15 protein-coding genes and 1 pseudogene are annotated in these 18145 nt (G+C 73.3%); 8 read left to right on the top strand and 8 right to left on the bottom strand.

The window, feature by feature from the left end; genetic code table 11:
- Positions 1-107 precede the first annotated feature (107 nt).
- Together ADK67_RS14070 and ADK67_RS14065 are read right to left on the bottom strand one after the other, a co-directional pair.
- The gene (locus tag ADK67_RS14070) at positions 108-1250 is read right to left on the bottom strand and encodes a trypsin-like serine peptidase (RefSeq protein WP_157620283.1); all 1143 of its coding nucleotides are present in this window, start codon (positions 1248-1250) and stop codon (positions 108-110) included.
- 218 nt (positions 1251-1468) lie between these two features.
- Positions 1469-2059, bottom strand: a complete 591-nt coding sequence (locus ADK67_RS14065; RefSeq protein ID WP_053716853.1) for a hypothetical protein — start codon at positions 2057-2059, stop codon at positions 1469-1471.
- A gap of 299 nt (positions 2060-2358) precedes the next feature.
- Here ADK67_RS14065 and ADK67_RS55340 point away from each other — a divergent pair.
- Together ADK67_RS55340 and ADK67_RS55335 are read left to right on the top strand one after the other, a co-directional pair.
- A pseudogene (locus ADK67_RS55340) lies at positions 2359-2943 on the top strand (ankyrin repeat domain-containing protein); the annotation flags it as partial.
- Positions 2944-3017: 74 nt separating this feature from the next.
- Positions 3018-3323 (top strand): ankyrin repeat domain-containing protein, encoded by a 306-nt coding sequence (locus tag ADK67_RS55335; protein WP_442974138.1) that lies wholly within the window; start codon positions 3018-3020, stop codon positions 3321-3323.
- 6 nt (positions 3324-3329) lie between these two features.
- On the opposite strand, the gene ADK67_RS14055 is transcribed toward ADK67_RS55335, so the two are convergent.
- A complete protein-coding gene (locus ADK67_RS14055; RefSeq protein ID WP_053716851.1) occupies positions 3330-4322 on the bottom strand; it encodes a LacI family DNA-binding transcriptional regulator in 993 nt (330 codons plus the stop codon).
- A gap of 102 nt (positions 4323-4424) precedes the next feature.
- Between ADK67_RS14055 and ADK67_RS14050 the strand changes: the two genes are divergently transcribed.
- The 3 genes from ADK67_RS14050 (at position 4425) to ADK67_RS14040 (ending at position 8506) form a co-directional block, all read left to right on the top strand.
- Positions 4425-6341, top strand: coding sequence for a discoidin domain-containing protein (locus ADK67_RS14050; RefSeq protein WP_053716850.1), 1917 nt, complete (start codon positions 4425-4427; stop codon positions 6339-6341).
- Between the two features lie 86 nt (positions 6342-6427).
- The gene (locus ADK67_RS14045) at positions 6428-6970 is read left to right on the top strand and encodes an SMI1/KNR4 family protein (protein ID WP_053716849.1); all 543 of its coding nucleotides are present in this window, start codon (positions 6428-6430) and stop codon (positions 6968-6970) included.
- Positions 6971-7054: 84 nt separating this feature from the next.
- Positions 7055-8506, top strand: coding sequence for a protein adenylyltransferase SelO (locus tag ADK67_RS14040; protein WP_053716934.1), 1452 nt, complete (start codon positions 7055-7057; stop codon positions 8504-8506).
- Positions 8507-8509: 3 nt separating this feature from the next.
- Here the strand turns inward: ADK67_RS14040 and ADK67_RS14035 are convergent, their stop codons facing one another.
- The gene (locus ADK67_RS14035) at positions 8510-9700 is read right to left on the bottom strand and encodes a UDP-N-acetyl glucosamine 2-epimerase (RefSeq protein ID WP_082403460.1); all 1191 of its coding nucleotides are present in this window, start codon (positions 9698-9700) and stop codon (positions 8510-8512) included.
- Positions 9701-9865: 165 nt separating this feature from the next.
- On the opposite strand from ADK67_RS14035, the gene ADK67_RS14030 reads away from it, so the two are divergent.
- From ADK67_RS14030 to ADK67_RS14020, 3 genes are all read left to right on the top strand, one after another.
- A complete protein-coding gene (locus ADK67_RS14030; RefSeq protein ID WP_197289438.1) occupies positions 9866-11095 on the top strand; it encodes a sensor histidine kinase in 1230 nt (409 codons plus the stop codon).
- Positions 11092-11769: a response regulator transcription factor gene (locus ADK67_RS14025; protein ID WP_053716847.1), complete on the top strand. Its 678-nt coding sequence runs from the start codon at positions 11092-11094 to the stop codon at positions 11767-11769. The genes ADK67_RS14030 and ADK67_RS14025 overlap by 4 nt, the downstream gene beginning before the upstream one ends.
- A gap of 121 nt (positions 11770-11890) precedes the next feature.
- A complete protein-coding gene (locus ADK67_RS14020; RefSeq protein ID WP_053716846.1) occupies positions 11891-13072 on the top strand; it encodes a hypothetical protein in 1182 nt (393 codons plus the stop codon).
- Positions 13073-13081: 9 nt separating this feature from the next.
- Here the strand turns inward: ADK67_RS14020 and ADK67_RS14015 are convergent, their stop codons facing one another.
- The 4 genes from ADK67_RS14015 to ADK67_RS14000 all read right to left on the bottom strand — a co-directional run bounded on the left by ADK67_RS14015 (position 13082) and on the right by ADK67_RS14000 (position 17992).
- The gene (locus ADK67_RS14015) at positions 13082-13867 is read right to left on the bottom strand and encodes a cyclase family protein (RefSeq protein WP_231648177.1); all 786 of its coding nucleotides are present in this window, start codon (positions 13865-13867) and stop codon (positions 13082-13084) included.
- 86 nt (positions 13868-13953) lie between these two features.
- Entirely contained in the window at positions 13954-15054 is a 1101-nt protein-coding gene (locus ADK67_RS14010; protein WP_053716845.1) for a zinc-binding dehydrogenase, read from the bottom strand.
- The gene (locus tag ADK67_RS14005; RefSeq protein WP_082403458.1) at positions 15051-15467 is read right to left on the bottom strand and encodes an acyl-CoA thioesterase; all 417 of its coding nucleotides are present in this window, start codon (positions 15465-15467) and stop codon (positions 15051-15053) included. The genes ADK67_RS14010 and ADK67_RS14005 overlap by 4 nt, the downstream gene beginning before the upstream one ends.
- A 32-nt stretch (positions 15468-15499) precedes the next feature.
- Complete coding sequence (locus ADK67_RS14000; RefSeq protein WP_053716843.1) at positions 15500-17992, bottom strand: helix-turn-helix transcriptional regulator; 2493 nt, start codon at positions 17990-17992, stop codon at positions 15500-15502.
- Positions 17993-18145 lie beyond the last annotated feature (153 nt).

Genomic DNA, 18145 nt, shown 5'->3' with positions numbered 1-18145 from the left:
GCCGAGGTCGAGCACGCTGTCCACCGGTTCGACGTACCCAGCCGCGGTCCGGCCAAACCTGCCGGTCACGCGGGCCGCACCCCAGCGAGCGCGGCCCGCGTGAGGCGTTACAGCAGGGAGCCGATCTGGCCGGCGACCAGGTCGATCCGGACGCCCTGGTTCGGGCAGCCGCCGTAGTGGTGCAGCCCGATCACCTTGTGCGTGCGCCGGGACAGCACCGGCGAGCCCGACGAGCCGCCCTCGGTGTCGCACCGGTAGGCGATGTCGGACTGCGACGAGCTGCCGTTCACCCGGACGGCGGACACGGCGCAGTAGCCGCCGCCGTTCTGGTCGTCACGCAGGGAGAGCTTCTTGAGCTTGCCGGCCGGGTGGCCGACGATGTACATCTCCTCGCCGACCGCGGGCACCCGCGCGTCCAGCTCCAGGTAGCCGAACGACGACAGCGACGCGAAGTTGGTGACGCTGAACAGCGTGTAGTCCAACGCCGCGCTGGTCTTGAGCACCGACGACACCAGCACCTTGGTGACCGCCGAGCTGGCCGTGCCGCCGCAGGTCGGGCACTGGTAGTTGAACCAGACCTCGATACCGGTGCCGCTGGTGAAGCAGTGGTTGTTGGTCAGCATCCGGTTGTTCGCGCCGACCCGCCAGGCCGTGCACAGCGAGCCGCCGTTGCGCAGCAGCTTGGCCACCGCCCTGGTCCTGCCGAACTCGGTGGGGTTGCTCGACTGGTAGCAGACGGCGTCGCGGTAGTCGTTCGTGCCGCAGATGCTCTTCGGCGTCAGTTCCGCCGCCGCGGCCAGTTCCGCGTCGGTGTACCCGCGGGTGATCTTGTCGAGCTTCACCCGGCTGGCCGGGTGCGCCGGTCCGCCGTCCCGGCCGCGCAGGCTGACCACGGCCTTGTCGCCGGTGACCGACATGGCCCAGAAACCTGTGCCGTCCACGGTCGCGGTGCCCGACGCGGTGACGTCGGCCGTGTAGCGGTACGACTCGGCGCCGGTCGGGTCGGACACCGTGAGCACGTCGCCCGCGACCAGGCGCAGGCCGGTGAAGTGCGTCTTCAGGTACCACGAACCGGGACGTTCGACGGTGGTGGTCAGGGTCTTGCCGCCGAGGACGGTCGAGACGACCTCGTCCTCGCCGACCTTCTGGGTCTGTTCGACGTGTTGCGGTGTCGGTGCCGCGGTCGCGGTTCCGCCTAAGAGCGGTACCACGAGGAGGGCGGCAGCGAGGAGTTGCAGGGTTCTCCGCACTGGTTCACCTCACAGCTTCAGCAGGGATGGGGTGACACCCCGCTGATGCTGCTCCTCGGAACGTGAGGTGTCAGCCCTCCGAACGTCGGGTAAATCCGTCTACTTAGGACAGTGCGCGGCCGGGCGGCACGTCGTGGGCGTTCGCGAACCGGACGGCGGGCCCGGCGCGATCGGCCGCGCGACCGCCGCCACGTGGATCGTCCTTTGTGGACTAACGGCTAGTGGCGCAACCGGCCCGCGATGCCGCGGCCGTCGGTCGCCACGCCCTCGATCGTGGTCGGGTCGACGCTCCACCGGTGGGCCAGCGCCATGACGTCGTCCTCGCCCGGGGTGGTGTCCCACCAGCTCTCGTCGTCCGCCGACTCGGGCCGGGTGCCGACGCCGAGCGAGTTCTCGTCCACCGTCACCTCGCCCTCGAACAGCGGCACGCCGCCGCCGTCGAAGTGGTAGGCCCGGCGCACCTTCCCGCCCGCGGCCAACGCCCAGGCGCACGTGCCGGTGACGCGGTGGGTCTGGAAGAACTGCACGTGCCCGAGCCGCGCGCTCAACCCGACGACCCACTCCAGGAAACCCGGGCTGGACGCGTCGGGCAGGCCGTGACCCGGCACCAGCACCCAGGGGCCGATCGGCGGCGCGACGAACACCGCGCCGTCGTAGGCGAGGTCGACGCCGTGCGCCCACGTCACCCGCTTGCGCCGGATCAGCCCCAGCACGTCGGCCGCGGTGGCCGGGTCCGGCGCGGTGACGGCGAGCCACAAGCACTTGTAGCCGAACGGGACTGCCCGGTCCACGCCCATGCCGAAAGCCACGCGCCAATCCTCGCATCCCCCACGCCCCACCGCTCCCGTTTACGGCGGTCACGACGTGTCGAGCCGCAGACCGGGACTCAGCGGCCAACCGCCCCACGGCCGGTACGCTCGGCACCGCGCCGGAGGGCGCTGCCGGGTCCGCGGGCAGGACTGAGTCCACCTCCACCACCGAACGAGCCACCCCCTCGTGACGATCTCTTTCGACCCGGACGCGGACCACGGGCAGCGAAGGAGACGTCGTGCCCCACCTTCCCGCGCGGCCGGACCTCGACCAGTTGCGGCACCAGGCCAGGGACCTCATGCGTGCCGCCCGTCGTGGCGACTCCCCCGCGCTCGCCCGCGTCCGGGCGGTGTCCGACCAGGTCGTCCTCGCCTCGGCGCAGCTCGCCATCGCCCGGGAGCACGGGTTCCCGAGCCGGCCCAAGCTCAAGCTGGAGGTCGAGCGCCGCGACGTCCTCAACCAGCGCGACCCGTCCCGGCTGGCGGACTTGCCGGCCAGGCACCCCGAATCGGCCACCACCAAGATGGCGGGCTGGTCCGACCACCGCAGGGGCGCCGACGTGCTCGGCTACCTGGCCATGCTGCGGTTCGACCACCGCCGCCTCGGGCTGCCCCGCGACGTGCCCGGCGCCGCCGCGGCGGCCAAGGCGCTGATCGACGCCGGCGCGCCGGTCGACGGGCACCCCGGCGACCGGGAGACCCCGCTGATCACCGCCGCCAGTTATGGCGACGCCGAGGTCGCGAAGGTGCTGATCGACGCGGGCGCCGACCTCGACGCGGCGTCCGCGCCGGACTCCGGGGGCGTGCCCGGCGGCACGGCGGTGGAGCACGCGGCGGTGTTCGGGATGACCGACGTCCTCGACCTCCTGGTCGCCGCCGGAGCCCGGGTCGACAGCCCGGAGATGGCCGCCGCGGCGGGAGACCTGTCCGCCTGGCCGCCGGCCGGGCTGAGCCCGCAGTGCCGGCTCCGGTCGTTGTGTTCGCGGCCGACCACCAACGGTTGGACGTCATCGACCTGCTCGTCGCCGCCGGCACCCCGGTGGACGAAGCCGACGCCGTCTGGCAGCGGATGCCGCTGCACGTCGCCGCGGCCAACGGCAAGCCCGCCGGTGTCCGCCGGCTGCTGGAGCACGGCGCCGACCCGACCCTGCGCGACCCCGAGCACCTCCGCACGCCGCTGGAGTGGTGCCGGCAGTCGGACGACAGCCCAGGGCACGAAGAAGTCGAAGCCCTCCTCGTGAAACGAATGGAACAAACGCTGTAACAAGGGTCAGACAGGTGCCGGCCCCGTGGACTCGCGCACGACCAGCGTCGTGGACAGTTCCAGGTGCAGGGCTTCGGGTCGGTGCCCGTCGAGGATCCGCATGAGCTGGGTGACCGCGATGCGGCCCATCTCCTGCAACGGCTGGCGGACCGTGGTCAGCGCGGGACGGGTCGCGCGGCTGAGGTCGATGTCGTCGAACCCCGCGACCGACAGGTCCGCCGGCACCCGCAGGCCCCGGTCGTGGGCGGCTTGCAACGCGCCCACGGCCAGCTTGTCGTTGAAGCAGACGATCGCGGTCGGGCGGTTCGGCTCGTCCAGCAGCTCGGCCGCGGCGCGCACCCCCTCGGCCGCGGTGGGTTCGACGTGGTGGACGCGGTGCCGGGCGGGCAGGACGCCCGCCTGGGCCAGCGCGGCGTGGTGGCCCGCCGTGCGCGCGTCGCCCGCCAGCCAGTCCAGCGGACCCGCGATGACGCCGATGTCGCGGTGGCCGAGGTCGACCAGGTGCGCGGTGAGCGCCCGGGCGCCCGCGAGGTGGGCCGCGGACACCGAGGCGATGTCCGGTGGCGGCGCGGTGCGCGGGTCGACCACGACGAACGGGAAGCCGCGACGAGCCAGCGCGACGAGCCGCTCGCCGTCCTCCGGCGGCAGGATCAGGATCGCGGCGTCGACGTCGGGCTCGTCGGGCAGCGTGGTCAGCACGTCGGCGTGCTGGGAGGACACGCCCGCGTCGAGGACCATCCGGACGCCGTGCAGCCGCAGCGTCTCGGCAATCGAGGAGACGATCAGGCCGAAGTAGTCGGTCAGCAGGTAGGGACACCGGACGTGCACGGTGCGGCGGCGGCCCTCGGGCGCGTCGGCACCGCTCCGCGCCATCGCCTGGAGCACCAGTTCACGCGTGCGCGGCGCCACGCTGACGTGGTCGTTGAGCACCCTGGAGACGGTGGCGATCGAGACGCCGGCCGCCGCGGCGATGTCGCGCACCCTCGCACGCTTGTTCACCTCGGCAGCTTAACCGCGTCTTGCACCTTGACTTGTCCGGCACGTCACGTGTTCCATCACGAAACACATTCCCGAGCTTGTTACATTGCTCGAAGGAGCGCGATGAAGAGATCCCGGACGATCGCCCTGACCGCCGCCGCGGCGCTCTCGGTCGGCCTCACCGGCGCCGTGCAGGCGGCGGACCGCGACACAACCTCGGCCCGGGTGTGGGTCACGACGGTGGATCGGACCGAACTGCTCGCCGAACGCCCGTCCGTGGCGTTCCGGACCGGCGCGTCGCCGCACCAGACCATCGTGGTGGACCCCGACGTGACCTACCAGGAGGTCGACGGCTTCGGCGCGTCGATCACCGACTCGTCGGCCGACGTGCTTTACAGGCTCACCCCGGCGGCGCGCGAGGAGACGATGCGCAAGCTGTTCGACCCGGTGCGCGGCATCGGCGTGAGCTTCCTGCGCCAGCCGATCGGCTCCTCCGACTTCACCGCCGAGGCCGAGCACTACACCTACGACGACGTCCCGCCCGGCCGGACCGACTTCGAGCTGCGCCACTTCAGCATCGCCCACGACCAGGCGAAGGTCCTGCCGCTCCTGCGCCGGGCGAAGCAGCTCAACCCGGCGTTGAAGGTCATGGGCACGCCGTGGAGCCCGCCGGCGTGGATGAAGACCACGGACTCGCTGGTCGGCGGCCGGTTGAAGGACGACCCGGCGATCTACCAGGCCTACGCCCGCTACCTGGTGAAGTTCGTCCAGGCGTACGCCGCTTCGGGCGTGCCGGTGGACTTCCTGTCGCTGCAGAACGAACCGCAGCACCGCAAGCCCGACGCGTACCCCGGCACGGACCTGCCGGTGGCGCAGCAGATCAAGGTCATCGAGGCGCTGGGACCGTTGCTGCGCAAGGCGAGCCCGCGCACGAAGATCCTCGCCTACGACCACAACTGGAGCACCCACCCGAACGACGTCGCCGCCACGCCGCCCGGCGAGGACCCGGAGACCGACTACCCGTTCCGGATCCTGGAGAGCCCGGCCGCGCGGTGGGTCGCGGGCACCGCGTACCACTGCTACTCGGGCGACCCGGCGGCGCAGACCGCGCTGCACGACGCGTTCCCGGACAAGGGCATCTGGTTCACCGAGTGCTCCGGCTCGCACGGCCCCGACGACCCGCCCGCGCAGGTCTTCCGCGACACGCTCAAGTGGCACGCCCGCAACGTCGTCATCGGCACGACCCGCAACTGGGCGAAGTCGGCGGTGAACTGGAACATCGCGCTGGACAGCACGGGCGGCCCGCACCTCGGCGGCTGCGGCACGTGCACCGGCCTCGTCACCACCCACCCGGACGGGACCGTGTCCACCGACGCCGAGTACTACACGATCGGCCACCTGGCGAAGTTCGTGAAACCGGGCGCTAAGCGCGTCGCCAGCACGTCGTTCGGCACCACGGGCTGGAACGGCCAGATCATGGACGTCGCGTTCCGCAACCCCGACGGCTCGACGGCGCTCGTCGTGCACAACCAGAACGACGACCCGCGCACGTTCGCGGTCAACGTCGGTGAGCGGATCTTCGACCACACCCTGCCCGGCGGCGCGCTGGCCACGTTCACCTGGCCGCGGAGCAAGGCGTTGGACAGCGGGCTCGACCCGGTGTCCCTGGACGGCGCCACCGCCACCGCCGCGCCGACCGGCGACAACCCGGCCGCCGCCGTGGACGGTGACGCCTCGACCCGGTGGAGCAGCGGCCAGGGGCAGGAACCCGGCCAGCACCTCCAGGTCGACCTCGGCCGCGACGCGAAGTTCCGGCGGGTGGTCGTCGACAGCGGCGGCAACCTCGGCGACTACGCCCGCGGTTGGCGGCTGTCGGTGAGCGATGACGGCGTCGATTGGCGGACCCTGGCTTCCGGCGACGGCGTCGGCCAGCTGACCACTATTGACGTGCCGCCCACGCGTGCCCGCTACCTGCGCGTCAGCACCACCGCGTCGGCCGGCAACTGGTGGAGCGTCGCCGACCTCCGCCTGTACCGCTGACGCTGTCCCGGTCGGGGTCGTGCCGACGCGGACCCCGACCGGGCCGGCGGTGTTAGCGTCCGGGTGATCATCAGGGGGGATGTGCGATGACGGACGCGGGCAACGTGGTGGGCCGCACCGCGGTGGCGCTCGACTGGTGGGACAGGGTTCCGCCCGAGCTCGACTGGGCCTCGGTCGAGCGCCGGGTGGGCTTTCGCTTTCCCGCCGACTACCAGGAGTTCATGGCCCGGTTCCCGTCCGGGATCTTCCGGGACGTCGTCAGGATCCACAACCCGGTCCAGGACCAGCGGTCCCTGGCGGGGTTCGAGGAGGATCTCGACCGGATGCTGACCGGGGTCGAGGCGCTCCAGGAGTACGACGACACCTACGCGCCGTTCCCGGAGCCACGCGGTGTGATCCCGTTCGCCGGTGACCTCGCGGGCGGGTCGCTGTTCTGGCTGCCCTGGACTCCGGACCCCGACCGGTGGCACGTCGTGCGCCTGAACAGGAGCAGCCACTGGACGAGGACGAAGCGGTCGATGACGGCGGTGATGCTCGAACTCGCGACCAGCCGGAGCGAGCGCAACGTCCTCGGCTGGGACCTGTCCGCGAAGGACCAGGTGTTCGAGCCCTTCGACCAGGACTCGTGACCCGGCGTCCGCGTGACCCTTCGCGCGAGAACCGGGCGTGACCGCTTCCGAAGCCCGTGACCTGGACGACGTACCGTGGGTCGGGTGAGCATCGCACCGGCAACCGTCACCCTGAGCGACCACTTCGCCCGAACGCTCCCGGAGCTGGCCCTCGCCTGGCAGGCCGAGCACGCTCCCGCGCCGAACCTGCTCGCGCTCAACGAACGGCTGGCCGCCGAACTGGGCCTGGACGCCGCCTGGCTGCGGAGCCCGGACGGCCTGCGGCTGCTCGTCGGCGAGCACGTCCCCGACGGCGTCACGCCGGTCGCGCAGGCCTACGCCGGGCACCAGTTCGGGCACTACGCCCCACGGCTCGGCGACGGTCGCGCCCTGCTGCTCGGCGAGGTCGCGCACGCCGACGGCAGCTCGCGCGACCTGCACCTCAAGGGCTCCGGGCGCACGCCGTTCGCCCGCGGCGGCGACGGTCTCGCGGCGGTGGGCCCGATGCTGCGCGAGTACGTCGTGAGCGAGGCGATGAACGCCCTCGGCATCCCGACGACCCGTTCCCTGGCCGTGGTGGCGACCGGGCGGCCGGTGCGCCGCGAGACCGTGCTGCCGGGCGCCGTGCTCGCCCGGGTGGCGAGCAGCCACCTGCGCGTCGGCAGCTTCCAGTACGCCCGCGCCACCGGTGACGTCGACCTGCTGCGGCGCCTGGCCGACCACGCGATCGACCGCCACCACCCCGCCGCCGCGGACGCCGCGAACCGCTACCTCGCGCTGTTCGAGGCGGTCGTCGCGGCACAGGCGTCGCTGGTCGCCCGGTGGATGCTCGTCGGCTTCGTCCACGGTGTCATGAACACCGACAACACGACGATCTCCGGCGAGACCATCGACTACGGGCCGTGCGCGTTCATGGAGGCGTTCGACCCGGCCACCGTCTACAGCTCGATCGACCACGCCGGGCGCTACGCCTACGGCAACCAGCCGCGCGTGGCCGAGTGGAACCTGGCCCGGCTCGCCGAGGCCCTGCTCCCCCTGTTCTCGGACGACGAGGAGCAGGGGGTCGCGCAGGCCGTCGAGGCGCTGGGCGCGTTCCGCGGGCGGTACAACGACACCTGGTCGGCGGGCATGGCGGCGAAGCTCGGCCTCGACCGCCCGGCGCCCGCGCCGCTGGTGGACGACCTGCTCACCCTGCTCCAGGACAACCACGTCGACCACACGTCGTTCTTCCGCCGCCTGGGCGCGGCGGCCGACGGCGACACCGAGCCCGCGCGCGAGCTGTTCCTCGACCTGGCCGGGATCGACGCCTGGCTGGCCCGCTGGCGCGCCCACGGACCGGACGCCGCCGCGATGCGCCTGGTCAACCCCGCCTACATCCCCCGCAACCACCTGGTGGAGGAAGCCCTCGCCGCCGCGACGACGGGTGACCTGGCGCCGCTGGAACGGCTGCTCGACGCGGTGACGGCCCCGTACGACGAGCGCCCCGGCCTCGACCGCTACGCGGAGCCCGCGCCGGCGGACTTCGGCGCCGCCTACCAGACCTTCTGCGGAACCTGACCGTCAGCGACGGGCGGCGGGCCGCACCAGGTCGCGGACGGCGGTCGCGATGCGCTCGCCGCTCCGCGCGTCACCGAACGGCGACGGCACGTCCGCCAGCCGCGCGCGGCGTGCGTCGCCGTCGACGAGCCAGTCCAGCGCGATCGAGGCGATGTCGTCGTGCGGTCCGACGAGCCGGCCGAAGTCCCGCAGCACCTCGGGCCGCTCCGTCGACCGCCGGACGACCAGCACCGGTCGCTTCAGGACGGTCGCCTCCTCCTGCACGGCGCCGGAGTCGGTGACGAGCAGCCCGGCGTGCTTCGCCAGCGCCAGGAACTCGGAGTGCCAGAGCCGGTCGACCACGCGCAGGTCCATGCCGGACGACAGGACGCCGGCGCGGGCCACCGCCGCCTTGGTGCGCGGGTCGGCGGGCACCACGACCGGGTAGCCGGCGTCGACCACGTCCGCGAGCTGGTTCGTGATCGCGAACAGCGCTTCCTCGTCGTCGGTGTTCTCCGGGTGGCCGAGGGTGGCCAGCACGTACCGGTCCGGTTCGAGTCCCCACGTCCGCAGCACGGTCCGCCGGTCCTGCTCCGCCATGAGCCGGTGGCGCACGGCCTCGACGGTGGTGCCGCCGGTGAGCCGGACGTCCCGGACACCGAGCCCTTCGGCTTCCAGGTTGCCGACGTTGACCGGGGTCGGCGCGCACAGCACGTCGGACATCCGGTCCAGGAGCACCCGGTTGTGCTCTTCGGGGAGTCCGAGGTCGTGGCCGCGCACCCCGGCGTCCACGCGCACCAGCGGGATGCCCCGCGCACGGGCGGCCAGCGCGCCGGCGAGCGCGGTGTCGGTCTCGCCCGCCACGAGCACGGCCTCCGGCCGGTCGGCGGCGAAGTACCGCTGGAACCGGTCGAGCGCGACCGCGATCTCGCAGCTCCGGGTGTCGGCGCCGGGGAACGCCAGGTCGAGCCGCACGTCGGACCGGCCTCGGTGCGGGTGCCGTCCGCACCGCACCAGACGGGCCGTGTCGCCGAGCGCGCTGAGGACCGGCGCGAGCTTGAAGACCTCCGGCCGCGACCCGAGCACGACCGCGACGCTGCCGGCCCGCGGCGCCGCCGTGGCGGTGGGCCTGGCCGGAGGCGTGGCGGTGGGCTCGGCCGGGGACGTCACCGCCGGGACGGCGCGTCGTTCGGTGTGCTGCAGGACTGCGGTCATCGTGGCCTCCGTGAGCCGGTTGGTTGGTCGGTGTCCAGGTAACCCCCGGCGGAGGGCCGCTCGCGTGGCCCCGCGATGACGGCTCGCGGCACCTTGTAGACCCTGGTTGACGGGTCGGTCGACGCCGAGTCGCCGACGCGCGTCCGTGCTGCTTGCATGGTGTGGGTGAGGCGACGTTGGCAGCACCTGTTCCGCTCACGGCGGCCTCGTGACGCCATGGCGGCCCTGGTGATCGTCGGTCCCGCCGCGGTGGGGCTGCTGACCGGTCTGCACCGCCTGGCGCCCACGCCGACGCCGGCCGCGTTCGCCGCCATCTCGGCACTGTGCGCGCTCGTGGTCGGGCTGTGGCGGCGTGAGCACGACTGGACGGCCACGGTGGTGGCGTGCGCCACGTTCGTGCTGACGGACCTGCCGTACCCGCTCTACGTGATGACCTTCTCGGTGACCAGGCGGCGGCGCTGGGCGCCCGCGGTCGTCGCCATGGCGTTGCTGCTCCTCTGGCCCATGCACCAGACGTTGTTCGAGCCGGTCACCGACGCCGGTCGCCTGTTCGAGTTCGAGACCAGCCTGCCCGCGAACGGGATCAACGGGCTGGTCTACTGGGCCCTCGCCGCGGTCGCGCCGTTCGTCATGGGGCTGGCGAAGAACAGCCTCGAAGACGTGTCCGCCGAGCGGGAGCGGCACGCCGCGCAGTCGGCGGAACGCCAGCAGCGGCTCCGGGAGAGCACGTTGCGGGAGCGGAGCCTGACCGAACGCGCCCGCCTGGCGTCGATGATGCACGACGGTGTCGGCCACCACGTCAGCGTGATGGTGACCACCGCGGGCGCGATCAGCGTCGACGCCGCGGCCACCGAGTCGATCAGGCGGCGCTGCGAGCAGATCGCGGACGTCGGCAGGCAGGCGATCGGGCAGCTGGGCGAGGTGCTCGACGTGCTGGCCGCGCCGGCGGAGGCGGACGGCGCGGTGGCGCGGTTCGGCCTCGGCGACATCGCGGACCTGGTGCGGGACTACCGGTCACTCGGCGTCGAGGTGGCCTACTCGGCGGACGGGACCACCGGCGCGTGCGGCCCGGCCACCGAAGACCTGTGCTACCGGGTCGTGCGGGAGTCGCTGACCAACGTGCTGCGGCACGCGGACGTGCCGCGGGCCGACATCCGGCTCACGCACGCCGACGACCGCGTGCGGCTGACCGTGACCAGCCCGCTGCCGCCGCGGGACCGGCCGTCCCTGCCCGGCACGGGGCGCGGTCTGCGGCTGCTCGCGGAGGAGGCGGCGTTGGCGGGCGGCAGCCTCGACGCCACCCCTTCGGGTGACGTGTTCGTGCTGCGTGCGGACCTGCCGGCCGCGCCGCGCGGTCGCGACGCCGAGGACCCCGTGGGACGATCGGCGTCATGATCAGGGTGATCGTCGTGGACGACCAGGCCCTGATCCGCGCCGGGACGAGGGCGATCCTGGAGTCCGCGGAGGACATCGAGGTGGTCGGCGAGGCGGCCGACGGCGCCGAGGCGGTCGCGGTGTGCCGCGAGCACCGGCCCGACGTCGTGCTGATGGACCTGAGGATGCCCCGGGTGGACGGCGTGACCGCCACCGCGCAGTTGAAGAAGGACCCGACGCCGCCGCTCGTGCTGGCGCTGACGACGTTCGACGACGACCAGCTGATGATCGACGCGCTGACCGCGGGCGCGGACGGGTTCCTGCTCAAGCAGCTCACGCCCCGGGACCTGATCAGCGCGGTCCGGGCGGTGAACGGTGGCGCGTCGGTGCTGAACACCGAGCTCAGCAGGCGGATCCTCCGGCGCATCTCGGGCCCGACCGCCGCGTCCACCGCGTTCCCGGACGCCGCCGGGCGGCTCGACCTGCTCAGCGAGCGGGAACGCGAGGTGCTCGGCCAGGTCGGGCTCGGCCTGGACAACGCGGAGATCGCCGAACGCCTCTTCATGAGCGTCTCGACGGTCAAGACCTACGTCTCCCGCACGCTCACGAAACTGCAACTGGACAACCGCGTCCAAGCCGCGCTGCTGGCCAGCCAACTGCGCCTGACCCCCGACGACCACCCGTCCGGCGGTTAGCCTTCCGGCGGCGCGTCCCGGCTAACGGCGACGAGGCGAACGGCGATCCGGGGATGACGGCGCCACCCGCCCGTCACGACGCACCGGACCCGGTGCGCGACCCCCGCCGTGCGGAGGACCGTTGGCGCAGCTCGTCAGCTCGTTGATCCGGCTGTTCGCCGTCGAACTGGTGGTGCTGCTGTTGGCGGTGGTCGGTGGCAACATCGTGATCGCGGCGCTCGCGGCCGCGCTGAGCCCTCGCGCCTCGGCCCGGCAGCCGAGCCGCAACCGGTTCCGCCGGTTGGCCGGGAGCTGGGTCGGTGTGGCCGTTGGCACGGCCGTCGTGATCTTGGCCTACGCCATGGCCGGCGCGTGGCTCGGCACGAGGTTCACGATCGCCGCCGACGCCGAGACCGCCTCGGCCGAACCGTTCATGACGTTCACCGGATCGGTGGTGGGGGCGATCCAGGTCTCGAGGTTCCGCGACGACTACCTCGACTACCGGCGGCACACCGACTTCCGGCTCTGGGCGCGCCACGGCGGCAGCAGGCCGCTGGCGGCGGCACACGGCTACTACCTCGCCGGGTGGCGACGGCACGCGGTCGCGCAGGCGCTGTCGTTCTCGATCCTCGTCGTGGTGTTGATCGTGGTGTTCAAGGCGTTGAACCAGACCGTGGACGACTTCGACCTCGCCGGGTTGACGGCCGGGGTGACCGTCGTCGTCGCGCTCCTGGTGGCGAAGCGGCTGGCGATCGGCGTGTGGACGGTCGTGCGACCTGATCACGAACTGATCCGCCTGTGCACCGTGCCCACTCCCCGCGGGACGGCGGTGAGCACGACGGGGATCGGCGAGCAAGCCTTGACCCGCCCCGGCCGGTGGCGGAGCACCGAGCACCGGGTCAGCTTCCGGGTCGCCTACCTGCTCGAGTGGTGCTTGAGGAACATGGCCGGCCGGTTCGCACGCGATCAGCGGGAGGTGCTCGTCGCGGCCGGTTGCGCCATCGCCGAGTCGTTGCGGACGCACGCGGTGGACGCCGACCAGAGCGCCGCGAACCGGGAAGCGTTCCGCCGCCGCCTCTTCTTCGCCGTGCAGCTGGCCACGGCACGCGATCCGCTGCGCTTCGTGAACCCGATCCTCGAACTGACGTTGGGCGAACCCGACCCGCCGCCGCTGCCGAGGCGACGGGCCGCACGCCTGTTGGAGAACGCCAGCGGCGTCGTCAACCAGCACTGGCCGTCGCTGAAAGCGGTGTTCGTGGTGGCCGCGCTCGGCGCGCTCCTGGTGTTCGGGAAGTTCACCGACATGCTCGGCCTGCTGAAGTGAACCCCGTCGTCACCGCTTGGGCACGAAGGCGTAGATGCTGGCCGGCGAGCCGGAGCCGCGGCGGTTGATCGTGCCGCCCACCAGGATGTGCGCGCCGGTCGGCGGCAGCTCGGCCAGGTTCGCCAGGACCTCCAGGCTGATCCGGTGCTCGCGGTAGAGCAGCTTGGAGACCCGGTACTCGGCGTCGAGGGCGGACTCGGGGCTGAACGTGTCCGTGCCCAGCGCGCCGCGCCTGCCGAGCCGACCGGTGTCCACCAGCCACTGCACGGCCGCCAGCGAGAACCCGGGCTGGTGCATCACGCCGTCGGCGTCGAAGTTGAAGAACGCCTCGGTGCCCCAGCGCTCCTCCCACCCGGTCCACAGCACGACCGCGGCCTCGTTCGGGATGCGGCCGTGCCGCTGCTCCCACCGCTGCAGGTCGGCGACGCTCACCTCGTAGTCGGCGTCGCGCGCGGTCCGCTCACGCACGTCGATCTTGACCGCGGGCAGGAACAGGTCCTCGGCGTCGAGCTCGTCGGCGTGCGGCTGGCCTTCGTTGAAGTGCGAGGGCGCGCCCCAGTGCGTGCCGGTGTGCTCGCCCTGCTGCACGTACTGGAGGTAGAACCCGTGCTCCGGCACGGTGGTCACGGTGGTGAGGGTGAACGCCGGGTCGCCCGGGTAGACGTTGGTCCGGTCCGGGTCGTTGACGTGGGCCAGGTTCACCAACCGGTAGTCGGCCAGGCCGAGCGGACCCGAACGCCCCGCAGCACCCGCCGAACCGCCGCCCGCGATCACGCCGCCCACCGCCGTAGCCACACCCGCGAGCATCGACCGTCTCCGCACCGCCGACCACTCCTCTGCCCAGCCGTCACCCGATCCGGGCAACCGTACCGGCTGGGTGATCACAAGACGACGACCTGCCGGACGGCTTCTCCTGAGGCCAAACGGGTGAACCCGGCGTTGATGTCGTCCAGCGCGAGGCGTCCCGACAGCAGTTCGTGCACGGGCAGCTGCCCGGCCCGGTAGAGGTCGACGAACCGGGGCACGTCCCGCCGCGGCACGCACGACCCGAGGTAGCTGCCCTTCAACGTCCGCTCCTCGGCGACGAGGCTCAACGCGGGCAGCGTGATCGTGCGGTCGGGGTGCGGCAGGCCGACGGTCACCGTGGTGCCGCCCGCGGCGGTGGCCAGGTAGGCCTGCTCCAGCACGGCCGCGACGCCGGTGGTGTCGATGACCTTGTCCGCGCCGCCGCCCGTCAACGCGCGCACCTCCTCCACCGCGTCGGGACCACCGGCCACGTCGTCGGTCGCGCCGAGCTTGCGCGCCAGTTCCCGCTTGTGCGCCACCACGTCCACGGCGATGATCCGCGACGCGCCGGCGGCCCGTGCGGCGAGCAGCGCGGCCAGCCCGACACCGCCGAGCCCGAACACCACGACCCGGTCGCCCGGCGTGACGCCCGCGCTGTAGAACGCCGCGCCCGCGCCGGTGAGCACCGCGCAGCCGAACAGGGCGGCGATCTCGAACGGCAGGTCGGCGGGCACGAGCGTGGCCGACTTCTCCGACACCACGGCGTGCTCGGCGAACCCGGACACGCCGAGGTGGTGGTGCGGACGCGTGCCGTCGGGCAGCCGGAGCCGCCGCCCGCCGCCGAGCAGCGTGCCCTCGCGGTTGGCCGCCGCACCGGGCTCGCACAGCGCCTGCCGCCCGGACACGCACCGGCGGCACGACCCGCAGGCGGGCACGAACGACAGCACCACCCGGTCGCCGACGGTGAAGTCCGACGCGCCGGGCCCGGTCTCGACCACCTCGCCCGCGGCCTCGTGGCCGAGCAGCATGGGCAGGGGCCGGACGCGGGAGCCGTCGACCACCGACAGGTCGGAGTGGCACAGCCCGGTGGCGTGCACCTTGATGAGCAGTTCGCCCGCGCCCGGCGGGTCGAGGTCCAGGTCGAGCACCTGCAGCGGTCCGCCGACCTCGGTCAGCACCGCGCCCCTGGTCTTCACGCGACCACCAGCCCTTCCATCGCGGCGCGCAGCCCGGCCGGGATGGCCACCGGCTTGCGGGTCTCGCGGTCGGTGAACACGTGCACGAAGTGCCCTTCGGCGACCACGTCGTCCTTGCCCTCCGGGTAGAAGCCGACCTCGTAGCGGACGCTGGAGCGGCCGAGGTGCCCGATCCGCAGGCCCGCGTCCACGGCCTCGGGGAACGCGATGGACGCGCGGTAGTTGCAGTGGGATTCCACGCACAGCCCGATCGCCTGCCCGCGGTGGATGTCCAACCCGCCCTCGGCGATCAGCCACGTGTTGATCACCGTGTCCATGAAGGCGTAGTGCACGACGTTGTTGACGTGCCCGTACACGTCGTTGTCGTGCCACCGGGTCGGTATCCGCTGCCAGTGCCGGTAGTCCTCACGCACGCGTCCTCCTGAGCGCCACACAACCTCCTGGGTCAGTCGAGCATCCGAGTCAGCTCGACGCGGGACCGCACCTCGAGCCTGGCGAAGATGTTGCGCAGGTGGTGCTCGACGGTGCGGTGGCTCAGGAACAGCCGCGCGGCGACCTCCCGGTTGGTCGCGCCCTCGGCGACCAGGCGGGCGATCTGCGCCTGCTGCGGGGTCAGGCCCGCGGTCGGGTCGACGTCGGAGCGTCCCGCGGCCCGGTTGGCGGCGCGGTCGGCGGTCCGGTCGGCCTGGGTCGGTCCGACCGCCTCGCCCGCCGCGCGCAACTCGGCGCGGGCGCGGGCGACCCAGCGGTCGGCCTCGTAGCGCTGGAAGATCTTCACCGCGTCGCGCAGCAGGTCGCGGGCGGCGCGCGGCTTGCGGTCGCGCCGCAGCCGGTGGCCGTAGAACAGCTCGGTCTTGGCCAGCTCCATGGCGGTGCCGCTGGCCCGGTGCAGCCGGATCGCCTCGCGGAAGTGCTCCTCGGCGCGCAGGCCGTCGGCGAGCAGGCCGTGGCAGCGGTGCGACAGCGCGAGCCGGGCCGCGCTGCCCGTGGTGCCCGCCCACTTCTCGTACCGGCGCAGCGCGCGGTCCGCGGTGGCTGGCCGGCCGCAGCCGACGGCGGCCTCCACCACGTGCGGCGCGGCCATCACCTTGATGCCGGTGTGCACGCCACCCGACCCGGCGGCCATCAGCCGCAACCGGTCCAGCGCGTCGGCCGGGCGGTCGAGCACGAGGTCCACGCAGGCGAACGCCCACGCGCCGAACGTGCCGGAGCGGCCGAGCCCGCGTTCGGCGATCTGCTCGGCGGCGGTGTCGATGCGGTGCATCGCGGTCTCGGTGTCGCCGCGCAGGGCGGCGACCAGGGCGAGGATCGTGAGGTGGTCGACCACGGCGTTGTGCTGGCCGATGGAGGTCGCCGCGTGCACGCCCTCGAACGCGGCGGACAACGCCACCGAGTGCTGGTCCAGCAGCAACGCCGACAACGCGCGGTAGACCAGCGCCCACGGCACCAGGGCGGTCAGGCCGTGCTCGTGCGCCGCGGTGACCGCGCTGGTCGCCAGCTCGTGCGCCCGGGACGCGTCGCCGAGGGTGTAGGCCGCCTGGCCGCCCCAGATCTTGGCCTGCGGGTGCGGCACGCGTTCGGCCAGCTCGACCACCGACCGCAGCACGGGCAGCGCCTCCTCGTGCCGCCCGGCGAACGTGGCGGCCATGCCCGCGAGGTGGTCGAGGGTGATCCGGGTTTCGTCGGGCTCGTCGGGACGGCGCAGGCGGGCGGCGAACGCGGCGGTCTCGGCGTACCGGGCGTGGTCGCCCGCGATGCTGGCCGCCTCGCCCGCGAAGCCGAGCGCGGTGATGGCCAGGCTGCGGTGCGTGGCGACGAGTTCGCCCGCCGCGTGCAGCAGTCGGCGCACGGCCACGTCCGGCAGGCCGTTGCCCAGGTCGATGCCGCCGCGCAGCAGTTCGGTGCGGGCCCGCAGCTCGCCGCTGTCGGTCAGCCGCGCGGCGGTGCGCAGCGCGACGCGGGCCCGGCGGGGCGCGCCGGACGCCCAGTGGTCGGTGGCCGCGGCGATCAGGTGGCGCGCCCTGGCGTCCGGGTCGGCGGCGAGCGCGGCGGCGCGGTCGTGGTCGCGGGCGGCGGCCGGGTAGTCGCCGCAGCGGCGGGCCCGGCTCGCGGAGGCTTCCAGCCGTTCGGCGAACGCGTCGCGCGCGCCGGGCACGCGGGCGGCCTCGTGCCAGGTGCGGCGCGGTCCCGGCGGCAGGTTCTCGGCCAGCGCGGCGTGCGCGGCGTAGCGCAGGGCCAGCGGGATCTCGGCGCGCAGCGTGGACCGGACCAGCGTGCCGCCGTCGAGCAGGGCGTTGGCCTCCTCCACCGCGGCCAGGTCGAGGTCCGGCATCCGGGCCAGGGCGTCGGCGTCGACCTCGTCGTCCACCACGCTCAACGCTGCCGCGTGCCTGGCCTGAGGTGAGAGCGCCTGGAAGCGGGCGCGGAACCGGGCCCGCAGCGAGCTGTCCTCGGGCAGCGCGTCCGGCGCGGGCGCGGTGCCGCCGAGCTGCTCGGAGGTCAGCGCGCGGGCCAGTTCGGTGAGCGCGAGCGGGTTACCCCTGGCCAGGTCCGCGACGTCGTCGGCCAATCCGGGCGCGAGGCCGGGCCGCAGGTCGCGCAGCACGCGCAGGCTGTCGGCGTGGTCGAGCGGGTCCAGCCGCACCCACGGCAGCCCGAGCGGCTCGCCCTCGGTGGCGATCAGCACGGCCACCGGCTCGTCGGCGGCCTCGGCGGCGAGTTCGACGAGCCAGTCGGTGTCCTCCAGGAGGTGGGCGTCGTCCACGCACAGCAGCACCTGGCGGTCGGTCGTGACGGCGCTCTCCCGCACGGCGGCCAGCATCGCGGTCTTGCCGGCGCCCGGGCCGCCGCGCAGCACCAGCGCCCCGCCGTGACCGGCGCGGGCGCGGGCGAGCAACGCGTCGACGGCGACGCGCTGCCGGTCACGTCCGCGCAGCATGCGGCCAGTCTGGCCGGAGGGCGACGTCCGGCGGAAGAGCTGCGGCGGAAATTATCTACCAGCGTTAGTTTTCGACCCGGGACCGGTGGTTGCACCGATGCGGAGCACTCACGTAGTGGCGCAAGGTCATCGCTGTCCGTAGTTCCCTGCCAA

Source organism: Saccharothrix sp. NRRL B-16348, assembly GCF_001280085.1.
Taxonomy (GTDB): Bacteria; Actinomycetota; Actinomycetes; order Mycobacteriales; family Pseudonocardiaceae; genus Actinosynnema.
Note: the sequence above shows the minus strand (reverse complement) of the source record. Positions and strands in the feature narration are given on the sequence as shown.

Excerpts from the sequence above, each read along its gene's own strand:
- ADK67_RS14045 (WP_053716849.1), top strand. The coding sequence starts at position 6,428 with ATGACGGACGCGGGCAACGTGGTGGGCCGCACCGCGGTGGCGCTCGAC.
- ADK67_RS14035 (WP_082403460.1), bottom strand. The coding sequence starts at position 9,700 with ATGACCGCAGTCCTGCAGCACACCGAACGACGCGCCGTCCCGGCGGTG.
- ADK67_RS14000 (WP_053716843.1), bottom strand. The coding sequence starts at position 17,992 with ATGCTGCGCGGACGTGACCGGCAGCGCGTCGCCGTCGACGCGTTGCTC.
- ADK67_RS14025 (WP_053716847.1), top strand. The coding sequence starts at position 11,092 with ATGATCAGGGTGATCGTCGTGGACGACCAGGCCCTGATCCGCGCCGGG.
- ADK67_RS14050 (WP_053716850.1), top strand. The coding sequence starts at position 4,425 with ATGAAGAGATCCCGGACGATCGCCCTGACCGCCGCCGCGGCGCTCTCG.